Source organism: Brevundimonas sp. TWP2-3-4b1, assembly GCF_049897665.1.
In the GTDB taxonomy this organism is placed as follows: Bacteria; Pseudomonadota; Alphaproteobacteria; order Caulobacterales; family Caulobacteraceae; genus Brevundimonas; species Brevundimonas subvibrioides_B.
Genome location: NZ_JAFCWQ010000008.1, coordinates 12,551 through 37,241, shown reverse-complemented (window position 1 = coordinate 37,241; position 24,691 = coordinate 12,551). Strand labels below are relative to the sequence as shown.

Sequence of the window (24,691 nt, the reverse complement as noted above, 5' to 3'; positions counted from 1 at the left end):
CTCCCGGAGAGGGCCCCTAGTGTTTGTCGGTCCTGCCGGTCAGCCAGTCCATCAGGGCCAGAAGCACCCCGGAGGTGACGAAGGTCAGGTGAATGATGACGCCCCACATGGCCTCGACCTGACTGATCTCTCCGCCCTCGGAGAAATGCATGAAGAACTTCAGCAGCTGGATGCCCGAGATCGCCACGATCGAGGCGATCAGCTTCATCTTCAGGCCCGAGAAATCGACGGTGCCCATCCATGGCGGCCGATCCGTCTCGCCGTCCAGATCCAGCTTGGAGACGAAGTTCTCGTAGCCTGAGAACATCACGATCAGCAGCAGATTGCCGGCCAATGACAGGTCCACCAGCGACAGGACGGCCAGGATGACGTCGTTGGAGCTCATGCCGGGTCCGGCCACAAAGGCCTGGGGCAGATAGTAGAAGAGCTCGCGCACGAAGACGACGAGCAGCATCAGAAGCGCCGCCGCCAGGCCGACGTAGAAGGGCGCCATCAGCCAGCGCGAGCGGAACAGCAGGCGTTCGAACGCAGTCTCGAGTTTCGGCTTGGGCATGCGGTCCCCCTCAGTCCCGTCCGTTCTGGCCGAAAGGGCGCGAAGGGATCAAGGGCTAGCTTCGAAGCGTCGCACCCAGCTTGCCGGCCGCGGCGACGACCCTGGCCGACAGGGCCTCGATCTCGACCTCGGTCAGGGTGGCTTCGCGCGGCTGGACGACGACCTCAATGGCCACCGATTTGGAGCCCTCCGGCACGCCGGCTCCGCGATAGACATCGAACACCCGGACGTCGGCGATCAGGGTCTTGTCGGCGCCCTGGACAGCGCGGACGAGGTCGCCGGCCGCCTTCGCGTCCTCGACCACGAAGGCGAAGTCGCGGGTCAGGGGCATGAGGTTGGGCAGGTCGGCGACGCCCTTCGACTTGGTCGCGCCAGCCTTGGCCTTGGGCTCCGGCACAGAGTCGAGCACGATCTCGAAGGCCAGGATGGGGCCGTCGGCGTCGAGGGCCTTGAGCACGCGCGGATGGACGGCGCCGAACTCAGCGACGATGGTCTTGGGACCCAGCTGCAGTCGGGCGGAACGGCCCGGGTGCCACCAATCGCGGTTCTGACCTTGGGCCAGTTGCAGCGAGGCGGTCGGGGCGCCGATGGCGTCGAGCACAGCGATCAGATCGGCCTTGAGCGTGAACAGGGTGTCGTCGCCCTGACCGGTCCAGCTGCGGGCCGCGCGGGGAGAGATCAGGCCGGCGATGACGGTACGCTGATCGTTCGGCTGGTCGCCGAGGTAGATCGGGCCGATCTCGAACAGGGCGACATCGCCGTGTCCGCGCGCAGCGTTGCGGGCGGCGGCCTGGATCAGGTTCGGCAGGGCCGAGGGCCGCATGCAGTCGAGATCCGAGGCGATGGGGTTGTCGACCAGCAGACGCTCATCGCCGCCGCCAAACAGAACGGCCGTCGATTGTTTGGTGAAGGACCAGGTGACGGCCTCGGAGTAGCCGAGCGAGGCCAGGGCCCGACGGGCGATGCGGACGCGGGCCTGACGCGGGTTGAGCACGCCTTTGGACGGCGCGCCCTGATCCGGCAGGGGCGTGTTGGGCAGGTGCTGGAAGCCATGGATGCGGGCGACCTCCTCGACCAGGTCGGCCTTGCCCTCGACGTCGCGACGCCAGGACGGCGGGGTGACGATCCAGGGCTGGGCGGAACCGGCGGGCGCGGCCTGAACCAGGAAGCCGAGCTGGCCCAGGATGGCCCCGATGCGATCGTCATCGAGCTCCATGCCCGACAGTTGCTTCACATAGGCCGGGTCGAAGGCGAACGGCAGCGGATTGGCCGGATGCTCGCCGGCCAGCACGATCTCCGACGGCTCGCCGCCGCAGAGGTCGAGGATCAGGCGGGTGGCCAGCTCGATGCCCGGCACGACCGAGGCCGGATCGACGCCGCGCGCGAACCGGTACTGGGCGTCGGAACTGATGGTCAGGGTCCGGCCGGTCTGGGCCGTGACGATGGGGTCGAACCAGGCGCTTTCGAGGAAGACGTCGGTCGTCTCGTCGGAACAGCCGGTGCTTTCGCCGCCCATGACGCCGCCGAGGCCGATGGGGCGTTCGCCGCCCGCGTCGGCGACGACGCACATGGTCGGGTCGACGGTGTAGGTCTTGCCGTCCAGGGCGATCAGATGCTCGTGCTCGCCCCCCTCCTGGCTCGGCGTCGCGGCCGAGATCTGGCCGGCGCGGACGACGATCCCGGAGCCGACCAGCCTGGCCATGTCATAGACGTGCAGCGGGCGGGCGCGGTCGTAGGCGATCAGGTTGGTGACATCGACCAGACGGTTGATCGAGCGCAGGCCGATGGCGGTCAGCCGGGTCTGGAGCCAGGCCGGCGACGGGCCGTTCTGCATGCCCCGGATGACGCGGCCAGCGAAGACCGGGCACATCTCCGGCGAGTCGAGCCGCACCGAGATCGGCGAGGGGAAGGCGCCGCGCACCGTGGCGACATCATAGTGTTTCAGCGTGCCGACCCCGGCGGCGGCCAGGTCGCGGGCGATGCCGGCCACGCCCAGCCAGTCGGGGCGGTTGGGGGTCACCTCGAAGTCGATGACCGGTTCGGCGCCGAACAGTTTGGCGACCGGCGTGCCGACCGGGATCTCGGGCGGCAGTTCCTGGATGCCGTCGCTTTCCTCGGACAGATTCAGCTCGGAGGCCGAGCACAGCATGCCGTTGGACACGACGCCGCGCACCGGCTTCTCGACCAAGGTGACGCCAAGGCCGGGCACCCAGGCGCCGATAGGGGCGTAGATGGTGGTCAGGCCCGCGCGCGCGTTCGGGGCCCCGCAGACGATTTCCTTCATCCCGTCGATGGTCTCGACCTGACAGACCTGCAGACGGTCAGCGTTCGGGTGCTGGGCGGCCGAAACGATCTTCGCGACCGTGAAGGGGGCGAGCGCCGCGGCCGGGTCGGCGACATGCTCGACCTCCAGCCCGGCCATGGTCATGGCCTCGGCGATGGCGTGGACGTCGGCGTCCGCTTCCAGGTGGTCCTTAAGCCAGGACAAGGTGAACTTCACGGGATCAGGCTTTCTTGGGCGTCAGTATGTCGATGAAGGCATTGACGAAATCGTCGTGGCCGGCGAAGCCCACGCCCATGAAGATGCAGCCGTCGAAATGGCTGTCGTTCAGGGGGATGGCGCCGATGACCATGGGTCCGGCGGACCGCAGGAACAGGTTGCGGACGTCGCCGGCCACATCGCCGAGATTGCAATTGTCGAACTTGGTCTCGTTGGCCGGGATGACGACGCAGGGCCCGTGCACCACGCAATCGACGAAGCGGCGGCCCTTCAGCGTCTGGCCGGCGACTTCCAACGCCTCAACCAGCTGAACGAGGGGGATGCGCTCCTTCTCGAACACCAGGCGCGTGCCGAGGTCGTCCGGGATGGGGCCGGTCGTGTGCAGATCGTACATCAGCCGACGGCCTTGATGGCGAGGATTTCGCTGAGGATCTGTTCGTTGCCGGTGAAGCCCAGGGCGTGGAACTCACAGTTCTGGAAGGTGCAGTTGATCACCGGGATCGCCCCGATGGCCATGTTGCGCACGGGGCGCAGGACCAGGTTGCCGATGTCGCCCTTGGACTCACCGAAATTCACCGCGTCGAAGGTCGTGCCTGGCAGGATCAACATGATCGCCGGGCCCTCGATGCGGCAGCCCGTGAAGCTGATGCCCTCGATCATCGAACGGCCGTGGCGAAGGTGGAAGGCGAATAGGTCGTAGAGGGCCATGTCCTCGTTGACGAAGGCGCGCTTGCCGAGGTCATCGGTGATGTTCAACGGGCGGCCGAGGCCGGTCATCGGCAGGCCTTGCGCGGGATCGATGAAACTCATTGGCCGGACTCCTGAAGGCTGGACAGGCTGGGCACGCCGGCGGCGAACATCTCGCGAAACGCCTCGTGACCGACGAAGCCGACATAGAGGAAGCGGCAGCGCACGAAACGGCAGTCCGCCACGCCGATGGCGCCGGTGACCAAGTCTCCAACCGGCGCCAGCAGCAGGTTCTGCGGGCTTGAGGCCGTGCCCATGTGGCAGTCCTCGAAGACCACGTCGCCGGCCGGCAGCATGACCGCCGGACCCTCGATCAGGCATTCGGTGAAGGTCTTGCCGCGGATCGCGTCATGACCGGCGTTCAGATGCTCGACCGAGAGGCGCGGCAGCCAGATCGATTCGCCCTCGAACGCGGTGCGGGTCACGTCGGGCGACGGGGCGGCTGCGGTAGATGGGTTGATGTCGGTCATGAGGTCAGCTCAGGCCAGAGGCCGGGTTGGGGGCGGCGAAGGCGGAGAAGCCATAGTGGGCCAGCCAACGGATGTCGGCCTCGAACATCGGCCGCAGGTCGGGCACGCCGTATTTCAGCATGGCCATGCGATCGACGCCCATGCCGAAGGCGAAGCCCTGCCACTCGTCCGGGTCGATGCCGCAGGACCGCAGGACGTTGGGATGCACCATCCCGCAGCCGAGAATCTCCAGCCAGTCGTCGCCTTCGTTCAGCACCAGCTTGCCGCCGGAACGGTCGCAGCGGATGTCCATCTCGGCCGAGGGCTCGGTGAAGGGGAAGTGGTGCGGGCGGAAGCGGGCGTCGACGCCGTCCAGCTCGAAGAACCGCGCGACGAAGGTTTCGAGGGTCGTCTTCAGGTGACCCATGTGGATGTCCTTGCCGATCACCAGCCCCTCGATCTGGTGGAACATCGGGGTGTGAGTGGCGTCGGAGTCCTTACGGAAGGTGCGGCCGGGCGCGATGATGCGGATCGGCGGCGTCTGCGACAGCATCGTCCGCACCTGGACCGGCGAGGTGTGGGTACGCAGGACCTTGCGCTCACCCGTCTCCGGGTCGGGCTTCAGGAAGAAGGTGTCGTGCATCTCCCGCGCCGGGTGTTTGGGCGGGAAATTCAGGGCCGTGAAGTTGTGGAAGTCGTCCTCGATGTCCGGCCCCTCGGCGACGGCGAACCCCATCTCGGCGAACAGGGCGATCATCTCGTCCATCACCTGCATGGTCGGATGGACCCCGCCCTTGCGACGCGGACGGGCCGGCAGGGTCAGGTCGATGCGTTCGCTGAGGAGGCGGGCGTCGAGCTCTGCGGCGTCCAGTTCGGCCTTCTTCGAGGCAAGAGCGGCGGAGACCCGGTCGCGCAGGCCGTTGATCATCGGCCCCTGTTCGCGGCGCGCGTCGGGGCTCATGGCGCCCATGCCCTTGAGCAGGCCCGAGATGGTCCCGGTCTTACCAAGGGCCGCGACGCGCACGGCCTGGACCTCGGCGACGGTGGTCGCGGAGCCGATGGCGTTGATCAGTTCGAGTTCGAGGATGGCGAGAGGCGCTGAAGAGTCTGGCATGGTGCGGATCGTCTAGCGGCTGGGGGCGAAAGCAAAAAGCCCCCCGGCGCGAACCGGAGGGCTTTTGATCGTTCCGGCGGACCGGATCAGTCCTACTTCAGGGCTTCGCGCACCTTGGCGGCGATGTCCGAGAAGCCGACGCCGTCCATGGCGATCGCGGCCAGGACCTTGCGGTCCAGCTCGATGCCGGCCTTCGACAGGCCGTGGATGAACTGCGAGTAGGTGAAGCCTTCCTGACGGGCGGCGGCGTTGATGCGCTGGATCCACAGGGCGCGGAAGTTGCGCTTGTTGATGCGGCGGTCGCGGTAGGCGTATTGCCCGGCACGATCAACGGCGGCCTTGGCCGTGCGGATGGTGTTCTTGCGGCGACCCGAAAAGCCCTTGGCCTGTTCGAGAACCTTCTTGTGACGGGCGTGCGATACGACGCCCCTTTTTACGCGAGCCATGATGTGTCTTCCTTCGGAAGGGCCCTAACGCTCGCGACGCGGTCGCTTGCTGCTTGAGGGCCCGAATTCAAATTCAATGCGGTGAGATCGGGTCTGATGTGCCGCCTACGCTTACGCGTACGGCATGTAGGACTTGATCTTCTTGGCGTCGGCGTCGGCCATGACCTTGGTGCCGCGGTTCTGGCGGATGTATTTGGAGTTGTGGCTGATCAAGCGGTGACGCTTGCCCGCAACCCCGGACTTCACCTTGCCCGTCGCAGTGAAAGAGAAGCGCTTCTTGGCGCCCGACTTCGTCTTAAGTTTCGGCATTTTCCACTCTCTTTTGGGGCTACCGTCCGGTCGGGCTACTTGAGCCCGAGGGTGGATGGTGGCCGGGATTAGGAACCGCCCAGGCATGCCTGTTAGCCCGGCGGTTCGTTACGCGAAGGCGCGGCTAGTAGGGGAACCGGCGCTCAAAGGCAAGCGGAGTCTACTCCGCGGGGACGCCGGCCGTCGCCTGGCCCCGCCGCAAGGCCCGCCCCGCGTTGATGGCGATGATCGCCGCCGGGACCGTCAGGGCCGCGCCGACCAGGAAGGGCCAGTTGTGGCCGAGGCCCGAAAACAGGGCGCCGGCGACGAGCGGGCCGAAAATGCGGGCGATCGAGCCCGTGGCCATGTTCAGCCCCAGCATGGAGCCCTGACGGTCCGGCGGAGTCGCGCGCGAGATCATGGCCGAGATGTTCGGCATGGCCATCGACATGCCGCAAGCGCCCAGCGCCATGATGATCGGGATGCTCCAGCCCTGGACGACCGGCAGGGTGGAGGGGCCGAGGTCGAGGGTGACGGCCGGGAACCAGGCGACGGGGGCGATGGCCTGCAGCACCAGCGAGCCGCCGAACAGCAACATCCCCGTGGCCAGCACTCGGGTCTCGCCGAACCGTTTGGCCAGCTTGCCCGTGAACAGGCCCTGGTTCAGGGCCGAGACGATGCCGACAATCATGAAGCTGAGACCCACCTCGCGGGGCCCCCAAGCGTAGCGGTCCTCGGCCCACAGGCCGAACACGCTCTCCATCGCCGAGAAGCCGGCCATGTAGATCAGCGTCACAAGCAGGACGCGCGACACGACGGGATCGGCCCGCGCATCATGCAGGCCGGACATGAAGCCGGGACGGGGCACGGCCGGATCAGCCCTGGCCCGGCTTTCCTTCAGGAACACGATCACGCCGAGGGCGGCGAGCCCGGCCAGGGCCGAGGCGACGAAGATCGGCAGTTGGTAGCCGATATGCCCCAGTTGCGGCTGGGTCAGGATGCCGCCGAGGCCCGGCCCCACGATAAAGCCCATGCCGAAGGCCGCGCCGATCATCCCCATACGGCCGGCCCGCTCGGCCGGCGGGGTCACGTCGGCGACATAGCCCTGCACCGTCGAGACGTTGCCGGCCCCCAGCCCTGTGAACAGCCGCACCGCCACTGCCAGCCAGATGTTCGGCACGAAGGCGAGGGCCAGATAGCCGACGGCGTTGGACACAAGCGTGATCAGAAGAACGGGCTTCCTTCCGATCCGATCCGACAGCCGGCCCCAGAAGGGTTCGGCGAAGAACTGGCCCAGGGAATAGGCCGAGAACATCACCGTGATCTGCCACGGCTCGGCGTTCAGGCTCTGGGCGAAGAAGGGCAGTAGCGGCACCACCAGGCCGAACCCGACCAGGTTGATGAAGACGATCAGGAACAGCATCGCCAGCGCCGGAGCCTTGGCTTTCGGGGCGGGATCGGCGGGCGAGGACATGAGGCCTTCTATCCGAGCCGTCGCCGGACCGCGAGGGACGTGATTCCAATGCCGGCGAGCGCGCGATCACAAACTCCGTGCACGGATATACTTCTCTGAAACTGCTGCAAAAAATTCAAGAACGGCAAAGCCTGCATTAAGGCAGCGGCCCCTATCAGCGGCTCCGCAAGGAGTGTGCATGGCCCGTATCGGCGATTTCGTGGACGCAGTGGAGCCGGTCTCGCCAGAGACGCCGGGCTCGGTGGTGTTCGACCGGTTCCAGAACGAACCCAACGCCCTGGCCATCGCGGTCGTCGATCCGGAGGGTCGACCGCTCGGCCTGATCGAGCGCAACGCCTTCACCCTGAAGATGGCCGCCGAATTCGGGCGCGCCCTCTATGCCCGCCGGCCCGTGTCCGGCCTGATGGACGCCAATCCGCCTCTGGCCGAGGCCGGGGCCAGCGCCGAGACCTTCTTCCATACCGTCGACGCCGCCGAACTGAACATGCTGTTGCGCGGTTTCATCGTGGTCGAGAACGGTCTCTATGTCGGCGTCGGCGCGGGGGTGCAGATCCTTCAGGCCGGGGCGGCCCTGTACCGGACCAAGGCCGAGGAGATGGGGTTGCTGGCCCGGAACTTGGCGGTCGCCGAGGCCGAGGCCCGGGCCTCGAGCCGCGCCAAGTCCGAGTTCCTTGCGGTGATGAGCCATGAAATCCGCACGCCGCTGAACGGCGTCCTCGGCGTCGCGGGCCTGCTTCAGCGCAAACTCGAACAGCCGGAACTGCGGCCGTATGTCGAGACCATCCTGGATTCCGGACAGACGCTGCTGAGGCTGCTGACCGATGCGCTGGACATGTCGCGGGCCTCGGCCGGCATCCTGAGCGTGGACCCCGCGCCCCTGCGCATCGACAGCGTCGGCGCCGATCTGGAGGCTCTGTGGCGGCCGCGCGCGGAGGAAAAGGGGCTGATCCTGACCGTCGGCTGCGACACCGCCGGCGCCGACTGGGTCATGGCCGACGCCATGCGGATCAAACAGTTGCTCAACAATCTGATCGGCAATGCGCTGAAGTTCACACAAGGCGGCGAGGTCGTCGTCTGCCTGGCCTCGCGCCGGGTCGATGGCGCGATCCGGCTCGACGCGATTGTCGACGACAGCGGTCCGGGCGTGCCGGACGATGCGGCCGCGACCATCTTCGAACCGTTCAACACCGGTCAGGCGGGACGCGAGGGCGCCGGCGCCGGGCTGGGCCTCGCCATCTGTCGCCAGATCGTCGAGCGGATGGGCGGGACGATCGGCCTGACCCGTTCGCCCCAAGGCGGGGCGCGGTTCCGGTTCTCGCTCGACCTGCCCGACTGCGGGCCCGAGACACGCGCCGCCGCCGATGTCGTGGCGGAGCCGACGCCGCATGAGACCCTGCATGTGCTGGTCACCGACGACAAAGCTACAAACCGGTTCGTCGCCACCCGCCTGCTGGAGATGTTCGGCTGCACCCATGAGACGGCCGAGAACGGCGCCGAGGCGCTGGAGGCGGCGTCGCTGCGGCCGTTCGACCTGATCCTGATGGACATCAAGATGCCGGTGATGGACGGCGTCACCGCGACCCGGGCCATCCGCCGCCTGCCCGGCGCCGCCGGGCGCACGCCGATCCTGGCCCTGACCGCCAACGCCGATCCCCGCGACGAGGCCGATTATGTCGCCGCCGGCATGAACGGCGTGGCCCAGAAGCCCATCCAGCCGGACACCCTGCTGAACGCCATCCGCCTGGCGCTGGGGTCGACTGTCGTCGAGGCGGAAGCGGCCTGAAACGCAAAACGCCCCGGACGATGCCGGGGCGTTGGAAGCTGTAGTGACGCCGGCGCCTACTTCGGCGCCAGGATCATGATCATCTGGCGGCCTTCCATACGCGGCGCGTATTCGACCTTGGCGATCTCGTCGAAGTCGGCCTGGACTTTGTTGAGCAGCTTCATGCCCAGTTCCGGGTGAGCCATTTCGCGACCGCGGAAGCGCAGGGTCACCTTGACCTTGTCGCCTTCGTCGAAGAAGCGCGTCATGGCCTTGGTCTTCACTTCGTAGTCGTGAACGTCGATGTTGGGGCGGAGCTTGATCTCTTTCAGCTCGACGACCTTCTGGCGCTTGCGGGCCTCGGCCTTCTTCTTCTGCTCCTGGAAGCGGAACTTGCCGTAGTCGAGAATCTTGGCGACGGGCGGCTCCGACGTCGAGACGATCTGAACCAGATCCATGCCCGCCTCCTCGGCGGCCTCCAGCGCGGCGGAGGTCGGCATGACCCCCTGTTTCTCGCCGTTCTGATCAATGAGCAGAACGCGCGGGGCGCGGATATCGTGGTTCATGGGCGGGCCGTCCTTGGTGGGCGGCTGGTTCATCGGACGGCGAATGAGCGTCGTTTCCTTGTGTTTCTGAAGGCGCAGTGATGTCGCAGGGGACAGCGCACGGCATACCGCCGCGTTCCCTCGCGAAGCTATATGACCGCGAATGGCCCACGCTTCAAGCCGTGGCGGGGTCCGATGCGCCGATCCAGGTGTCGTGCAGCGCGAGGACGGCCTCGAAGACACGCTGGGTCGTCAGGGCCTCTATGGGTGCGAATTCGCCCCGGACAGGGTTGGAGGCCGCGATCGCGGTGCGGGGACCGCGTGGCCCGTACAGCCACCATTCGGTCGGCCCGAACAGCCCCAGCGTCGGCTTTCCGGCGGCGGCGGCCACATGCATGAGGCCGGAATCATTGCCGACGAACAGGGCCGCCCGGTCGATGGCGGCGGCCGAGGCGAGGATGTCGCCCTTGCCGACGAAGTCGATGGCCAGAGGTCCTGCGGCCTCCAGGGCGGGGGTCGCGGGCGGCCGGTCGCCGGGTCCGCCGACCGGCATGAAGCGCCAGCCGGCGAAGCGGGGCTCGGCCTTCAGCATGTCCACCAGCTCGCCCCAGCGATCGGCGGGCCAGCTCTTGCCCGGCTGGTGGGCGATGGGGGCCAGCGCGATGATCGGACCCGGTGCGGTCGCCAGGGCCGGGTCGATGACGGCGGCGGCCTCGGCGCGGGCGCGATCGTCGATGAACAGGTCGGGCTCAAGCGCCGCCGCCGATCCCATCAGGCGCGAGATCATCTCGACCTTGGGCTGGCCTGTCTCCCAGCGGCGGTTATAGACGATGCGGCGATCGGCGTTCAGCAGGTAGGACAGGGCCGAGCCGCGAATGTCGATGACGAGGGCCCAGTAGGTCCCGATGACCTGACGCCACAGGTCGAGCCAGTGTCCGGCGGCCTTTTTCTTGTCCAGCACGATGACCCGTTCAACCCCCGGGGCCGAGCGGAAGAAGGGCGCCGGCGGGCGACCGCAGGCGACGGTGATCTCCGCGCCCGGAATTTGGCGTCCGATCTCGCGGATGATCCCCGACGAGATGACGCAGTCGCCGATGCGATTGGAGGTGACGAACAGGACCTTGTTGGACGGCACGCTTTATTTCCTCGTCAGCTCTTCTTTCACCGTGCACCCCGGCGAAGGCCGGGGTCCAGATGGAAGTCCGTAACGGGGAAGGCAAGAAATTCGTTTCTCGACACTGGACCGCGCGTCCGTGATCTGGACCCCGGCCTTCGCCGGGGTGCACGGTGGGGAATGAGCGATATCCAACTTCTGACCCGCCCCGACGGCGAGACCCTGGCCTGGCGCCGCATCGCGGGCTTCGGTCCGACCGTGGTCTGGATCGGCGGGTTCCGCTCCGACATGGAGGGGACCAAGGCCTTGGCGCTGGAGGCGGCGGCGACGGCGCGAGGGTGGTCCTACGTCCGGTATGACCATTTCGCCCACGGTCAGTCCTCGGGCGACTGGCGTCAGGCTACGATCGGACGCTGGCGTGAGGACGCAATCGCCCTGATCGACACTCTGGAAGGGCCGATCATACCGGTCGGATCGTCGATGGGCGGCTGGCTCGCGCTTCTGTTGGCGCTGGCCCGGCCTGAGCGGATGCAGGGCCTGGCCCTGGTCAACCCGGCTCAGGATTTCACTGAACGGCTGATGTGGCCGTCCCTGCCCGACCATGTGCGCCAGTCGATCCTCAGGGACGGCGAGGCGCTGATTGTCGAGGACGGCCCCCCTGGACAAGGATTGGGTGAATACGTCCTGACGCGGCGGATGTTCGAGGAAGCTCGCGACTGGCTGTTGCTCGATGCGGCCCTTCCGATCGCGGCGCCGGTGCACGTTCTTCAGGGGCGGGCTGACGAGACCGTGCCTGAGTCCCATGCCTTGGCGCTGGTCGAGCGTCTGAGCGGCGGCGATGTCCGGCTGGATCTGGTCGAGGGTGGCGATCATCGCCTGTCGACGCCGCGCGATCTGGCGCGGCTGGTCGAGGCGGTGGAGGGCCTTAGACGCGTTTAGGTCGCTGGTTCTTACGTGGCTCTGGCGGCCGGACGCAGGCCTTCGATATTGGCCTGCAGCACCGTCGGGCGACGCTCGCCGCCGGAGGCGATGATGCGGTCGATGCGGGCCTTCTCGGCGCGGAAGGCGGCCAGATCGTTACCTGCTAGGACGGTGCTCTCATCCATGCGGATGCCGGACGGATTGATCCGTTGGCCGTTGCGCCAGATTTCGTAGTGCAGGTGCGGACCGGTCGAGGCGCCGGTCGAGCCGACATAGGCGACGACCTGCCCCTGGGAGACGCGCTGGCCGGCGCGGATGCCTGCACCATAGCGCGATAGGTGGCCGTAGCCGCTCTCCAGGCCGTTGGCGTGACGGATGCGCAGCCAGTTGCCATAGCCGCCCCAGCGACGCGCCTCGACGACGACGCCGTCCGAGGGGGCCACGACCGGCGTGCCGGTGCCGGCAGCGAAGTCGATGCCCTGGTGCATCTTGCGATAGCCCGAGATCGGGTGGACGCGGAAACCGAAGCTGGACGAGACGCGAGCGGCGCGATCCAGCGGCGTGCGCATCATCGAGGAGCGCATGTTCTTGCCGGTGGCGTCGTAGTACTGGGCCTCGCGCGCGCCGGCGGGCTGGAAGCGATAGAAGACCACGCCCTTCATCTCGGCATACAGCAGGTCGCCGGTGTCCACGGTGCGACCGGTCTCGGTGACCGAACGGTCGAAGACCAGGGTGAACTCGTCGGCGGCGCGGACATCACGGTCGAGGTCAAAGCGGTGGGCGAACAACTGGGTCGCCTTGCGGCGGACGGCGGCGTCGGCGCCCATGCGCTGGGCCGTGGCTGAAAGCGAGCCGCGCACTTCGGATTTCAGGACGACGGTCTCGTGCGTCACGCGCTCCTCGAGCGCCCGAAGGCGCAGCGCGCCGTCGAAGCTGCGCGACACGGTCAGCTGGCTGGCCGGGCCGGTGCGCATCGTCAGGCCGATCAGGCGGGCGTCGCCACGGCCGCCGCGCGGACGCGAGACGGCGGTTTCGAACCGCAGGCCGGCGCGCAGCTGGGTCAGGTCGAAGGCGTTGGAAATGGTCGCGGCGACGGCCGAGGCGTCGGCGGCGCCGATGCCGGTGCGGCGGACGGCCTGTTCGAAGGTCTCGCCGCGGCGGATCTGGACGGGAATGGCTTCGGGAGCGGTGAGCCCGGCGGGGGTCCCCGCAGCGTCGAACGCGCGGGCCTCCAGCGAGGCGATCTGCAGGGCGGTCAGTTCGGGAACGACTTCGGCCTGGGCGGGTTGATAAACTCGACCGGCGAGCATGGCCACCGTCACGGCGGCGGCGGCCGTCAGGAGATGCGGAGCGAAGCGCATCGGCTGGCGTCGCGGATCGAACTGGGCCATCGGTCCCCGGCAGAAAACGACGCCAAGCGGCGCCCAGTCTCAACTCAAAGCAAGGATCGCGCCCAAGTCCCCCCGGCCACGAAGCGCGTCCTATACCGCGCCAGCCCCAAGATGGGAAGACGGGTCGTTACAAATGATTAACCGCAGTGAATCTGGCCGGTAACTCGAGGGCTTTTGGGTATTCCGACAGGTCATGGGACAGTCTATCGCGACGCTATGCTCGTCTGTGCTGTCGTTCCCGAATCATTGCGAGACGATCGCAGCCTTTGCTCCACTCAAAGTGACCGTGGGGCCACTCATTGTGGCGTGTTCGCAACGGTCATGTCCCGATGCGACACCTTGGGGATGCTGATGGATGACTCAGTCCTGATCCGGGACAGCGGAGAGCGCGTGGAATGAGCGATACGCCCCAGGAGCGAAAAAAACAGGGCGGCCTTCGCCTGGCGCGCGCAATCGGGATCGGCCTGGCGATCGGGCTCATCGTCCTGTCGCTGCTGGCCGCCGTCATCTGGCTGAACCGGCGGGCGGCGGCGCGCGAGGTGCTGGTCGGCTGGCTGGACCAGCGCGGCATCCAGGCGGATGTCGAGATCGAACGCCTGGAACTGAACGGCTTCGTCGGCAGCGTCCGCATCGGCGACCAGACAAACCCCGATGTGACCATCCAGCGGGTCGAGGTCGACTACGCCCTCGGCCTGCCCTGGTCCTCGACCGGTCTCGGCGTGACCCCCAGCCGCATCCGCCTGGTCCGCCCGGTCGCGCGGGCGACGTGGAAGGACGGCGAACTGTCGTTCGGTTCGCTGGACTCGTTGATCGAGGAGTTCATCGGCAAGCCGCCCCGCCCCGACAGCCGGGGCCCTGTCGTCATCGTCGAGACCGGCCGCCTGCGTCTCGATACGGAATACGGCCCCCTGTCGCTGCTGGCCGATGCCCGCATCGACGACGGCAAGCTGATGCGGCTGGCGGCGCGCATGCCCGCCGCGTCGCTGAAGAGCGGTGAAATCGAGGCGCGGGGTCTGGGCGGATCGCTGGACCTGACGACCATGGGCGACCGGGTCGCGCTGGACGTCGATCTCGCCGCCGAGGGGTTCGCTGCGCCAGGCCTGAGCGGCGAGGGCGCCCGCCTGTCCGGGACGGCCGAGCTTCCCTATCCCGACCTGAAGGCGCGTCGGGGCGGCGGACGCGCCACCGCTGACATGACCCTGTCCGGCGACCGGGTGGCCGTCGGAGATGCGGCGACGACGGGCGCGGTCCTGACCCTGATCGCGGACGGACAGGTCAGCGGCTGGATCGAGACCCTGGCCTTCAACGGAACCGCATCGACCCGGCTGCGCGCGGGGAACGTGTCCGCGCCGGGCCTGTCCGCCCGCTCGGCGGAGGGTTCCGCGACGGAGGCCCGCGTCGCCCTTCAGCAAGGCGCCGACGGCCTGTCGTGGAGCGTCGAGGGCCCCGCCCGCCTGAGCGCCGCATCGGGGCAGGCCGGCGACCTGGTCCTGAGCGGCGCCGAGGCCACCTCCTCCCGACTGGCGGTCAGCGGCGCGGCCGGCGCCGTCGAGGCCAGCGGCTCGCTGTCGGCCCGCCTGTCGCGCGCGGCCTTCGACGCCCTGGTGTTGAACCAGGTCGGCGGACGATTCGCCCTCAACTTCGCCTCCGGGCGGTCGACGGCGCTGGTGGTGACCGGCTCTCTGGCCTCGGCGCGCGGCGCCTGGCCCCTGTTCGGCCCGGTCGCGGCCGACGACTTGCCGGAACTGGCGGAGATGAAGCGGGCCCTGGGCGCTTTCGCTCTCGACATCCCGGCGCTGCGCCTGACCAGCGGCGACGCCGGTCTGGCCGTGACCCTGCCGCGCGCCGCCCGCCTGACGCCCGCCAACGGCGGCGCCCTGACCATCAGCCCGGTCGCCACGCCGATCTTCGCCGCCCGGCCCGGCGAGCGCGGCGGCGGAGCCTTGACTCTCGTTGCCACGCGCGGACAGGGGCTGCCCGAGGCGACCTTCGTCGTCCCGAACTGGCGGCTGACGGCGGGTGGGTTCGAGGCGACCCTCGACGGCCGCGCCACGCTCGACTTCGGCCTGGCGCGTGGACTGAACGTTCAAACCCGGGGCGTGCTGGCGACCAATGCGGGCCGCTTGACCTATGTCGCGTCCGACTGCCTGACCTTCACCGCCGAGCGGCTGGAGCTGGAGGAGAACGACGTCATGGACCTGTCCGGCGGCCTGTGCGCCTCGGGGAGGCCTCTGGTCGTGTCGCAGGACGGCCGCTGGCGCGCGGGGGGTCGGCTGACCGACGTCGCTGCGTCTGCGCCTTTCCTGGCCATGGGCTTCTCCGCCATCCAGGGCATGGCCTTCGCCACCGGCTCGAAGGCCGGTCTCCGACTGGAGGCCGTGATCGCCTCCGCCGACGTCGAGGACGCCACGCGACCCCGCCGGTTCAACCCGCTGACCGCTTCCGGTTCGGCGACCCTGGCCGAAGAGCGCTGGACCGGCGTCTTTGATCTGGCCCGCAACGACATCGTCCTCGGCAAGCTGACGCTGGCCCATGACGGCACGACCGGAGAGGGCGGTATCGTCATCGATGCGCCGTCGCTCACCTTCGCCGAGGGCGGGCTCCAGCCCGCCGACCTCAGCCCGCTGGCGGCCGATTTCGTCCAGTCGCCCGCGACCGGCACGGCCGCCTTCAGCGGCCGCCTCAACTGGAGCGACGACCTGCCGGAAGGAACCAGCTCGGGCCGTCTCGTCATCCCCGGCCTCGACTTCGTCAGTCCTGCCGGGGCGGTGAAGGGCCTGAGCGGAACGATCGACTTCACCAACCTCGCGCCCCTGACCACGGCGCCGGACCAGTCCCTGCGCGTCGCCACCCTGGAGTCGGTCGCCGACTTCACCGAACTGGACCTGACCTTTTCTCTCGACAAGGCGGCGATCAGCGTGGCCGGCGGGGAAATCCGTGCGGCCGGCGGCACGATCAGGGTCGAACCCTTCTCCGTGCCGCTGGACCGGCGTCCGTTCTCGGGCGTCATCGTGCTGGACCGGGTGCAGCTGGGCGAGCTGATCGCGGGCGCGGGCTTCGGCGACCGGGTGAAGCTGGACGCCGTGGTGTCCGGCCGCCTGCCCTTCACCTCCGACCCCGATGCGGGCGTGCGGATCACGGGCGGGACACTCTACGCCGCCCAGCCCGGCCGCCTGTCGATCGCGCGCGATGCCCTGTCGGACCTCGAGGCCGGCGGCGGCGGCGACGTGCCCCCGAACACCGTCGAGGATCTGGCCTATCAGGCGATGGAGAACCTCGCCTTCGACACCCTGACCGCCGACCTCGAATCTAAGGACGAGGGCCGGCTGGGCGTGCGCTTCCACATCATGGGTCGACACGATCCGCCGCAGCGACAGGAACTGCGTCTCAGCCTGTCCGAACTGATAAGCCGCGAGTTCCTGAACCGGACCCTGCCCCTGCCGTCCGGCACGGGGATCAACCTGACGCTCGACACCACCTTGAACCTCAATCAGCTCGTCTCGGACCTGCTGGCCGTCAATCGGGCCAGAAACGGCGATCCTGACCCCGAGTCTGGCTCGGAACAGCCTTGACCGTTCAGAGCCCGTTCACGCGACAGGGTGCATCCCCTGTGCCAGTGAGAGCGTTGAAGATCCTGGAGACCGACCGATGACCCCACCTTCCTCCCGCGCCGTTCGCCTCGGCCTCCTGGTCCTGGCCGCCTCCGCCATGCTGGGCGCCTGCACCCCGACGATCCGGCTGGAGGTCGCGCCGATCGAGATCTACGCCAAGCTGGACGCCGACGTCCGCGTCCGCCTGGACCGCGAGCTGCAGGACCTGCTGACCGAAAATCCCAATCTGTTCTGATGGAAAAGAGCTCCTCCATGACCTTCCGAAAATTCTTCGTTCTGGGCGCCGCCGTCGTCGCCCTGGGCGTTGCCGCGGGGGCCGCCCTAGCACAGACCCCGGCCCAGAAGTCGCTGATCGATGCGGCCAAGGCTGAAGGCGTCGTCGGCGAACAGGCCGACGGCTACCTCGGCATCCGCACCACCGCCGCTCCGGAGCTCCGGAGCGCCATCACCGTAACCAACAACGCCCGCCGCCAGGTCTACGCCGCCAGCGCCGCAGATGTCGGCACCTCCACCGAGGTGGCCGCCGCCCGGATGTTCGAGAGCCAGCTCCTGCCGCGCATCTCGACGGGCCAGTGGTACCGCAATGCATCGGGCCAGTGGGTGCAACGCTAGACGAGACATCCGGAGAAACCACGCCCCGTTGATCCCCCCGCAATTTCCGGCTTAGGTCTGCGGCTTCTTCGAGGGGACCGCCTGATGACCGATACGCCCGCCGCCGCCCCCGTTGCCGGGCCCACAAAACGCGTCGAACTCACGGTCCGCGCCCTGATCCTGGGCTGTCTGCTGGCGGTCGTGTTCACCGCGGCCAATACCTATCTGGGCCTGAAGGTCGGGCTGACCTTCGCCTCGGCCATCCCGGCGGCGGTCATCTCCATGGCCATACTGCGAGCGTTCAAGACCTCCACCATCTGGGAGAACATGACCGTCCAGACCGTGGCCTCGGTCGGCGGGGCCATGAGCTCGATCATCTTCGTCCTGCCCGGCCTGGTCATGGTCGGCTGGTGGCTGGAGTTCCCGTTCTGGGAATCGGTGTTGATCTGCGTCTTCGGCGGCGTCCTGGGCGTCACCTTCTCCATCCCTCTGCGTCGCGCCCTCGTGGTCGAGGCCGGCCTGCCCTATCCTGAAGGCGTCGCCGCCGCCGAGGTCCTGACCGTTGGCTCGCGGGGGGCCGAACAGACCGAAAGCGCCGTGCGCGAGAACAAGGCCGGCCTGCTGGTCGTCAGCACCGGCGCGATCATCTCGGCGGGCTACGCCCTGCTGGTCGCCGGCCGGGTCTTTGCAGGCGAAGCCGCCAGGTTCATCAAGATGCCGGCGGCGCTGGGCGGCGGGGCCACGGGTCTCGGCTTCGGCATGCAGTTCGCCCTGCTCGGCGCCGGCCACCTGATCGGCCTGACCGTGGGCCTGGCCCAGCTGTTCGGCCTGATCGTCGCCTGGTTCATCTTCGTTCCGATCATGACGTCGCCCGATTTCATCGCCTGGCTGTCGTCGCACGGCATCGCCTCGATCGCCTCGACCGTGCCTGTCGGCGCTTCTCCCGAGGAGCTGGCCGTGACGGTCTGGCGCAACGAGGTCCGCTTCATGGGCGCGGGCGTCATCGGCGTCGCCGCCATCTGGACCCTGATCAAACTGGCCGGTCCGCTGGTCGGCGGCCTGACCTCGGCGCTCGCCGCCAACCGCCGCCGCAATGCCGGCGAGGTGCTGGACCGCACGGAACAGGACATTCCGATCAATATCGTCGCCGGACTGTCGGTCGCCTGTCTCATCGGCATCGGCGGCATCCTGGCCTGGTTCGCCCAGGGCAATCCAACCCTGGCGAGTTCGACCGTCCTGCTGGTTGCCGGCGGGCTCATCTATGTCGTGCTGATCGGTTTCGCCGTGGCCGCCATCTGCGGCTACATGGCCGGGCTGATCGGCTCCTCCAACAGCCCGGTATCGGGCGTCGGCATCCTGGCCATCGTGATCGCCTCCTTGCTGATGCTGGGCGTGCTGGCCATCGCCGGCCTGCCCGCCGATCCGTCAGTCGTGGCGTTCGCCCTGATCGTGACAGCGGTCGTCTTCGCCGTCGCCGTGATCGCCAACGACAACCTTCAGGACCTCAAGACCGGCCAGCTGGTCCAGGCCACGCCCTGGCGTCAGCAGACGGCCCTGATCGTCGGCGTCATCGCCGGAGCCATCGTCATCCCCCTGATCCTCAACCTGCTGAACAAGGCCTTCGGCTTCGAGGGCGGACCCGCCGGCATCGCTGACGAGCCGCTGGCGGCCCCGCAGGCCACCCTGATCTCGGCCCTGGCGCGCGGCGTCATCGGCGGCGACCTGCGCTGGGACCTGATCGGCATCGGCGCGGTGATCGGCATGGTCATCATCGTGCTGGACGCGGTGCTGAACGCCTCGACCAAGGGCAGGGTCAAGCTGCCGCCCCTGGCCGTCGGCATCGGCTTCTACCTGCCGGCCGCGGTGACCACGATGCTGGTCATCGGCGCCGTCTGCGGCTGGATCTACGACAAGTCCATCAAGACCACCCGCTTCGCCGATGTCGGTCGCCGCATGGGCGTCCTGCTGGCCTCGGGCCTGATCGTGGGCGAGAGCCTGTTCCTGGTCATGACCGCCGGGGTCATCGTCGGCACCGGCAATGACGCCCCCTTCGCCATGCTGCCGGAAGGCTCGACCTGGCCGGCGATGTTGTCAGGGCTCGCGGTTTTCGCGGTCTTGATCGTCGCCCTCTACGCCTGGGTGCGCGGACGCTCGGCCAAGGTCTGAGTTAGACCTCAGGCGCGAAAGTCTGTGTCAGGAACCGCTTCCAGCCGGTCCTCACCCGACTTTCGACCGTGAAATGGAATCCGGGTTCGCCGTCGTCGCGCGGCCAGTAGACCATGCGCGCCAGCCCGGCCTTCATCTGGGCCTCGAAGGCGATCGCGTCCGGATGGACGTCGGTCCCATCCGTCAGCCGCGCGGTCGACCGCTTGCCGTCGTTGGTGAAGGAGTGGAACGCCAGTGTCCCGTCCTCGCCCTTTCCGAACAGGGCGACCTCGCGATAGGGCGGGCGGTCGCCCATCCGCCATTCCGCCTCCAGACGGATCCAGTCCTTGCCGAAGGCGGTGAAGGCGCGACTGCACGACATTCCGTGGGCCGGGGTCGAGCCCTCGCCCGCGCCCGTCGTGATCCACGCCCCGATCAGCGGCGCTATGGGGCCGAGCGCGCCCCGCCCCTTCTTCCAGCCGGACAGGATCCCTGTCCTACGACCTGTAGGTGTCGTGGCAGGACTGGCACGAGGCCCGCACGACCATGAACTGGGCCTGGGCTCCGGCCGTATCGCCGGCGGCGATCAGTTCCTGCAGTCGGGCGGCGGCGGCGGCGTAATCACCTGCCCTGGCTTCAAAACCCGCGCGGTCGGTCCAAATTTCGGGCCTGGCCTTGGTCGCGGCGCCGAGCGTGTCGGATCCCGTGCCCGCCGGGAACATATTCGGCAGGGCTGTGGCCCAGCGTGTCAAAGCCCCGGAGCTGAACCCCATCGACTGGGCCGGGGCGCCGGCGTCCAGCCCCGCCTTGATCGAGCCCATGGTCACGCCGGACATCATCAGGGACGCCTGACGCGCCGCGACGATCTGGGCTGGAGACATTGCGTCCTCCTGAGCCCCCGCCGCCCCGCCGGCGCACATCAGGGCCACAGCGCCCGCCACGATCAAACGTTTCATCCGCCCACTCCAGAGTCAGATCCGAACGCTGCTCCCCGACCCGATGTCTGTCAAACGCTCGCCATCTTGACCCGCTATGGCCTTTCGGCCGCCCAAGCTGTAAGAGGCGCGCGCTCCCCGCATGACACCCCTAACGAGCGGCCCCCGCATTTGTCGGCCGCCTTTTCGCATTGAACGACCATGAACCTACGTAACGTCGCCATTATCGCCCACGTTGACCACGGCAAGACCACTCTGGTGGACCAGTTGCTGGCCCAGTCCGGCGTCTTCCGAGCCAACGAAGCCCAGACCGAACGGGCCATGGACTCCAACGACCAGGAGAAGGAACGCGGGATCACCATCCTCGCCAAATGCACCTCGGTGCTCTGGCACGGCAAGGCGGGCGACACGCGCATCAACATCATCGACACCCCGGGCCACGCGGACTTCGGCGGCGAGGTCGAGCGCATCCTGGGCATGGTGGACGGCTGCGTCATCCTTGTGGACGCCGAAGAGGGCGTGATGCCCCAGACCAAGTTCGTGCTGACCAAGGCGCTGAAGATGGGCCTGCGTCCGATCCTGTGCATCAACAAGGTCGACCGCGCCCACGCCGACCCGGACCGCGTCCACAATGAAGCCTTCGACCTGTTCGCCGCCATCGGCGCGACGGACGAGCAGCTGGACTTCCCGCACATCTACGCCTCGGGCCGGAACGGCTGGGCGACAATGGACATGAATGTCCCCAACGATAACCTGGCCCCGTTGTTCGACCTGATCGTCGAGCACGTCCCGCCGCCCAAGGTCGCCGAGAACAGGGACAAGCCGTTCCAGATCCTGAACGTGCTGATCGAGTCCGATCCGTTCCTGGGCCGTCTGCTGACCGGCCGTATCGAGAGCGGCAAGGCCGTTCCCGGCATGGCGATCCACGCCCTCGACCGTGACGGCAAGGAAATAGAGCGCGGCCGCATTACCAAGGTGCTGGCCTTCCGCGGCCTGAAGCGTCAGGCCGTCGAGGAGGGCGCCGAAGCAGGCGACATCGTCGCTATCGCCGGCATGTCCAAGGCCACCGTGGCCGACACCCTGTGCGCCATGGAAGTCACCGATGCGCTTCCCGCCCAGCCGATCGATCCGCCGACCATCTCCATGACCGTGTCGGTCAATGACAGCCCGCTTGCCGGTCGCGAGGGCGACAAGGTCCAGTCGCGCGTCATCCGCGACCGCCTGCTGAAGGAAGCCGAAGCCAACGTCGCCATCCGCGTGACGACCAGCGAAGGCGGCGACGCCTACGAAGTGGCCGGTCGTGGCGAACTGCAGCTGGGCGTGCTGATCGAGAACATGCGCCGCGAAGGCTTCGAGGTCTCGATCTCGCGTCCGCGCGTGGTGTTCCAGGAGGGCCCGAACGGCGAGAAGATGGAGCCGATCGAAGACGTCATGATCGATGTCGACGACGAGTTCTCGGGCGTCGTCATCGAGAAGCTGTCGGCCCGCAAGGCCGAAATGACCGACATGGGTCCCTCGGGCGCCGGCAAGACCCGGATCAGCCTCAAGGCCCCGTCGCGCTCGCTCATCGGCTATCAGGGCGAGTTCCTGACCGACACGCGCGGTTCGGGCGTGTTGAACCGCGTCTTCAGTCACTACGAAGCCTACAAGGGCGAGATCGCCGGCCGTCTGAAGGGCGTGCTGGTCTCCAACTCCGACGGCGACACCGCCGCCTTCGCCCTGTGGAACCTCGAGGATCGCGGCATCATGTTCGTCGGCGCCGGCGAGAAGACCTACGAAGGCATGATCATCGGCGAGAACGCCCGCTGGGACGACCTGGACGTCAACCCGATCAAGGGCAAGCAACTGACCAACGTCCGCGCCTCCGGCAAGGACGAGGCCGTGCGCCTGACCCCGCCGCGCCAGATGTCGCTGGAACAGGCGATCGCCTACATCGGCGACGACGAACTGGTCGAGGTCACGCCCAAGTCGATCCGTCTGCGCAAGCAGATCCTGAACCCGTCGTTCCGCAAGAAGCGCGCGCGTCCGGAGTAGCCGTCCTCTCCATCGGGGGATGGGGACCACGAACTGGTGGAGGAGGCTCACCGCAGACACCGCGTCTGGGGTGAGCCCCCTGCGTCACGTCGCGATGCCGCTCAGCGCCACCTCTTGCGCTGGGGGCGGATTTACACCGCGCACACCGGACACCCCGGATCGGCCGTGACCGCCACGACCCGACTCGTCGCCGCGAGGCCGTCGTAGAGCAGCAGCCGTCCGGTCAGCGGCTCGCCCGCCCCGGTGATGAGCTTGATCGCCTCCAGCGCCGCCATCGCTCCGATCACCCCGGCCAGAGCGCCCACGACACCAACCCGCGCGCAGGTTTCGGCGTCCGGCGGGGTCTCGGGCACCAGGCAGCGGTAGCAGGGCTTGCCCGTGAACACGCCGACCTGACCGGTCCAGCGGCCAAGCGCCCCGGAGACAAGCGGAACCCCTGCCGCCACGGAGGCTGCGTTGACCCGATAGCGGGTCTCGAAATCGTCGGCGCCGTCCAGCACCACATCCGCTCCGGCGATTACGGAGGCGGCGTTCTCGGCTGTCAGCCGATGATTCAGCGTCTCGACGCGGACATGGGGGTTGATTGCCTCCAGCCGTCCGGCCGCCGCCTCGACTTTCGGCCGGTCGATATCGGCCGTGTCGAACAGGATCTGGCGCTGCAGGTTGGACAGGGAGACGGTGTCGCCGTCGATGATGCGCAGCGATCCGACGCCCGCGGCCGCGAGATAGAGCGCCGCCGGAGAGCCCACCCCGCCCGCGCCGACGAGGACCACGGTCGCGGTCTTCAGCCGCTGTTGGCCCGGGCCGCCGACTTCCGACAGGACCAGGTGGCGGGCGTAGCGTTCGACCTCTTCGGGGGAGAAACTCATGCGCCTCAAGTAAGCGCGACAGGCTTCGGCGTCACGCAGCCAGTTTCAGTCCCACGATCTTCTCGGCCTGATAGCCGGTGATCCCGGCCAGATCGGCGAGGCCGACGGCGCCGACCATGGCGCGGGGGTCGTCGCACAGGGTCATCGGCTCGCAGAAAGACCGCGCGGCGATCGGCTTGTCGACCAGGACCCGCAGGCCTTTCAGGCGGCGATCTTCCGTCAGGCGCCGCAGCAACCGGTCGAGATCGACGCGATGTCCCTCCATGCCCATCAGGCACCAGCCATCAAGGAACATCAGGCCGCTGGTGATGTCATCGCGACGATTGTTGCGCTCTGAGATGCCGACAATTTGCGCGATCGACAGGGTCGACACACCGGTCGACCCGATAGTTTCGGCGGCGATGATCGCGCGATATAGCAAAGCTTGGCCTCGTTTTTGTTTTTTTGGGGTTTGATCATCCCTTGTAACGGGTTACGTGGCTAGAAATATGGCCAATTACGAACGCTGTTTTTGCAGGGATTTCGTCTTGCCCCGACGCATTTCGGTCGCCATCTGGTCGGGATGACCAAGACTTCCGACAGCTTTCCCGACTGGCACGGCACGACCATCCTGGCGGTGCGAAAGGACGGCAAAACCGTTATCGCCGGCGACGGCCAGGTCTCGATGGGGGCCACCATCGTCAAGGGCGCGGCGCGCAAGGTCCGCACCCTGGCGGGTGGCAGGGTGCTCGCCGGCTTCGCGGGCGCCACGGCCGACGCCTTCACCCTGATCGAGCGGCTGGAGGCCAAGCTGGAGCAGTATCCGGATCAGCTGGCTCGTGCCTGCGTCGACCTGGCCAAGGACTGGCGCACCGACCGCTACCTGCGCCGGCTCGAGGCCATGCTGCTGGTCGCCGACAAGGACGCCATCTTCACCGTCACCGGCGTCGGCGATGTGCTGGAGCCGGAATACGGCGTCGCCGCCGTGGGATCAGGGGGCAACTACGCCCTGGCCGCCGCCCGGGCCCTGATCGACAACACCGACCTGGACGCCGAGGCGGTCGCGCGCCGGGCCATGGCCATCGCGGCCGACATCTGCGTCTACACCAACGGCAATCTGACGGTGGAGCGGCTCTAGCCTCGCTCATGCAGCGAGGCAGAGCCTGTCCTCCGGCTGATCAGAGATCGGACCGGGGGGCGCGCCGAACGATAGCGACCAGAAA

The 24,691-nt window shown here is 67.9% G+C and carries 24 protein-coding genes; 8 read left to right on the top strand and 16 right to left on the bottom strand.

The window, feature by feature from the left end; translation table 11 throughout:
* Positions 1-16: 16 nt before the first annotated feature.
* From ACP7A5_RS08050 to ACP7A5_RS08010, 9 genes are all read right to left on the bottom strand, one after another.
* A complete protein-coding gene (locus ACP7A5_RS08050; RefSeq protein ID WP_426041433.1) occupies positions 17-553 on the bottom strand; it encodes a TIGR00645 family protein in 537 nt (178 codons plus the stop codon).
* A gap of 55 nt (positions 554-608) precedes the next feature.
* Positions 609-3,053: a phenylalanine--tRNA ligase subunit beta gene (gene pheT / locus ACP7A5_RS08045; protein ID WP_426041432.1), complete on the bottom strand. Its 2,445-nt coding sequence runs from the start codon at positions 3,051-3,053 to the stop codon at positions 609-611.
* 4 nt (positions 3,054-3,057) lie between these two features.
* Positions 3,058-3,447 carry a hypothetical protein gene (locus tag ACP7A5_RS08040; protein ID WP_426041431.1) on the bottom strand — a complete coding sequence of 130 codons (390 nt, stop codon included), beginning with the start codon at positions 3,445-3,447 and terminating at the stop codon, positions 3,058-3,060.
* Complete coding sequence (locus ACP7A5_RS08035) at positions 3,447-3,863, bottom strand: hypothetical protein (protein WP_426041430.1); 417 nt, start codon at positions 3,861-3,863, stop codon at positions 3,447-3,449. The genes ACP7A5_RS08040 and ACP7A5_RS08035 overlap by 1 nt, the downstream gene beginning before the upstream one ends.
* A complete protein-coding gene (locus ACP7A5_RS08030) occupies positions 3,860-4,270 on the bottom strand; it encodes a hypothetical protein (RefSeq protein WP_426041429.1) in 411 nt (136 codons plus the stop codon). Before ACP7A5_RS08030 ends, ACP7A5_RS08035 begins: the two co-directional genes overlap by 4 nt.
* A gap of 4 nt (positions 4,271-4,274) precedes the next feature.
* On the bottom strand, positions 4,275-5,363 hold the full coding sequence (pheS, locus tag ACP7A5_RS08025; protein WP_426041428.1) for a phenylalanine--tRNA ligase subunit alpha: 1,089 nt from the start codon (positions 5,361-5,363) through the stop codon (positions 4,275-4,277).
* A gap of 92 nt (positions 5,364-5,455) precedes the next feature.
* Entirely contained in the window at positions 5,456-5,809 is a 354-nt protein-coding gene (gene rplT, locus ACP7A5_RS08020; protein WP_303696636.1) for a 50S ribosomal protein L20, read from the bottom strand.
* A 111-nt stretch (positions 5,810-5,920) separates the two neighbouring features.
* The gene (gene rpmI / locus ACP7A5_RS08015) at positions 5,921-6,118 is read right to left on the bottom strand and encodes a 50S ribosomal protein L35 (protein WP_131250811.1); all 198 of its coding nucleotides are present in this window, start codon (positions 6,116-6,118) and stop codon (positions 5,921-5,923) included.
* Positions 6,119-6,278: 160 nt separating this feature from the next.
* Entirely contained in the window at positions 6,279-7,571 is a 1,293-nt protein-coding gene (locus tag ACP7A5_RS08010; RefSeq protein ID WP_426041427.1) for an MFS transporter, read from the bottom strand.
* A gap of 178 nt (positions 7,572-7,749) precedes the next feature.
* Here ACP7A5_RS08010 and ACP7A5_RS08005 point away from each other — a divergent pair, with 178 nt between their 5' ends.
* Positions 7,750-9,354, top strand: coding sequence for an ATP-binding protein (locus tag ACP7A5_RS08005; protein ID WP_426041426.1), 1,605 nt, complete (start codon positions 7,750-7,752; stop codon positions 9,352-9,354).
* Positions 9,355-9,410: 56 nt separating this feature from the next.
* On the opposite strand, the gene infC is transcribed toward ACP7A5_RS08005, so the two are convergent.
* Together infC and ACP7A5_RS07995 are read right to left on the bottom strand one after the other, a co-directional pair.
* Positions 9,411-9,932: a translation initiation factor IF-3 gene (infC, locus tag ACP7A5_RS08000; RefSeq protein ID WP_303696632.1), complete on the bottom strand. Its 522-nt coding sequence runs from the start codon at positions 9,930-9,932 to the stop codon at positions 9,411-9,413.
* A 121-nt stretch (positions 9,933-10,053) separates the two neighbouring features.
* On the bottom strand, positions 10,054-11,013 hold the full coding sequence (locus ACP7A5_RS07995) for a glycosyltransferase family 9 protein (protein ID WP_426041425.1): 960 nt from the start codon (positions 11,011-11,013) through the stop codon (positions 10,054-10,056).
* A 159-nt stretch (positions 11,014-11,172) separates the two neighbouring features.
* Between ACP7A5_RS07995 and ACP7A5_RS07990 the strand changes: the two genes are divergently transcribed.
* A complete protein-coding gene (locus ACP7A5_RS07990; protein WP_426041424.1) occupies positions 11,173-11,931 on the top strand; it encodes an alpha/beta fold hydrolase in 759 nt (252 codons plus the stop codon).
* Between the two features lie 11 nt (positions 11,932-11,942).
* Here the strand turns inward: ACP7A5_RS07990 and ACP7A5_RS07985 are convergent, their stop codons facing one another.
* Positions 11,943-13,304 (bottom strand): peptidoglycan DD-metalloendopeptidase family protein, encoded by a 1,362-nt coding sequence (locus tag ACP7A5_RS07985; protein ID WP_426041423.1) that lies wholly within the window; start codon positions 13,302-13,304, stop codon positions 11,943-11,945.
* Positions 13,305-13,699: 395 nt separating this feature from the next.
* On the opposite strand from ACP7A5_RS07985, the gene ACP7A5_RS07980 reads away from it, so the two are divergent.
* The 4 genes from ACP7A5_RS07980 to ACP7A5_RS07965 all read left to right on the top strand — a co-directional run bounded on the left by ACP7A5_RS07980 (position 13,700) and on the right by ACP7A5_RS07965 (position 19,672).
* Complete coding sequence (locus ACP7A5_RS07980) at positions 13,700-16,876, top strand: intermembrane phospholipid transport protein YdbH family protein (RefSeq protein WP_426041422.1); 3,177 nt, start codon at positions 13,700-13,702, stop codon at positions 16,874-16,876.
* 76 nt (positions 16,877-16,952) lie between these two features.
* Positions 16,953-17,150, top strand: a complete 198-nt coding sequence (locus tag ACP7A5_RS07975; RefSeq protein ID WP_426041421.1) for a YnbE family lipoprotein — start codon at positions 16,953-16,955, stop codon at positions 17,148-17,150.
* A gap of 17 nt (positions 17,151-17,167) precedes the next feature.
* Complete coding sequence (locus ACP7A5_RS07970; protein ID WP_426037790.1) at positions 17,168-17,527, top strand: YdbL family protein; 360 nt, start codon at positions 17,168-17,170, stop codon at positions 17,525-17,527.
* A gap of 84 nt (positions 17,528-17,611) precedes the next feature.
* Complete coding sequence (locus ACP7A5_RS07965; RefSeq protein ID WP_426041420.1) at positions 17,612-19,672, top strand: OPT family oligopeptide transporter; 2,061 nt, start codon at positions 17,612-17,614, stop codon at positions 19,670-19,672.
* Position 19,673: 1 nt separating this feature from the next.
* Here the strand turns inward: ACP7A5_RS07965 and ACP7A5_RS07960 are convergent, their stop codons facing one another.
* Both ACP7A5_RS07960 and ACP7A5_RS07955 read right to left on the bottom strand, forming a co-directional pair.
* Positions 19,674-20,033: a hypothetical protein gene (locus tag ACP7A5_RS07960; protein ID WP_426041419.1), complete on the bottom strand. Its 360-nt coding sequence runs from the start codon at positions 20,031-20,033 to the stop codon at positions 19,674-19,676.
* Between the two features lie 115 nt (positions 20,034-20,148).
* Entirely contained in the window at positions 20,149-20,607 is a 459-nt protein-coding gene (locus ACP7A5_RS07955; protein WP_426041418.1) for a c-type cytochrome, read from the bottom strand.
* A gap of 180 nt (positions 20,608-20,787) precedes the next feature.
* Here ACP7A5_RS07955 and typA point away from each other — a divergent pair, with 180 nt between their 5' ends.
* Complete coding sequence (gene typA / locus ACP7A5_RS07950) at positions 20,788-22,620, top strand: translational GTPase TypA (protein WP_426041417.1); 1,833 nt, start codon at positions 20,788-20,790, stop codon at positions 22,618-22,620.
* A gap of 131 nt (positions 22,621-22,751) precedes the next feature.
* On the opposite strand, the gene ACP7A5_RS07945 is transcribed toward typA, so the two are convergent.
* Both ACP7A5_RS07945 and ACP7A5_RS07940 read right to left on the bottom strand, forming a co-directional pair.
* Positions 22,752-23,489 carry a HesA/MoeB/ThiF family protein gene (locus ACP7A5_RS07945; protein ID WP_426041416.1) on the bottom strand — a complete coding sequence of 246 codons (738 nt, stop codon included), beginning with the start codon at positions 23,487-23,489 and terminating at the stop codon, positions 22,752-22,754.
* Positions 23,490-23,520: 31 nt separating this feature from the next.
* The gene (locus ACP7A5_RS07940) at positions 23,521-23,910 is read right to left on the bottom strand and encodes a BLUF domain-containing protein (protein WP_426041415.1); all 390 of its coding nucleotides are present in this window, start codon (positions 23,908-23,910) and stop codon (positions 23,521-23,523) included.
* Positions 23,911-24,051: 141 nt separating this feature from the next.
* Between ACP7A5_RS07940 and hslV the strand changes: the two genes are divergently transcribed.
* Positions 24,052-24,606, top strand: a complete 555-nt coding sequence (gene hslV / locus ACP7A5_RS07935) for an ATP-dependent protease subunit HslV (RefSeq protein WP_425991149.1) — start codon at positions 24,052-24,054, stop codon at positions 24,604-24,606.
* Positions 24,607-24,691: the final 85 nt, after the last annotated feature.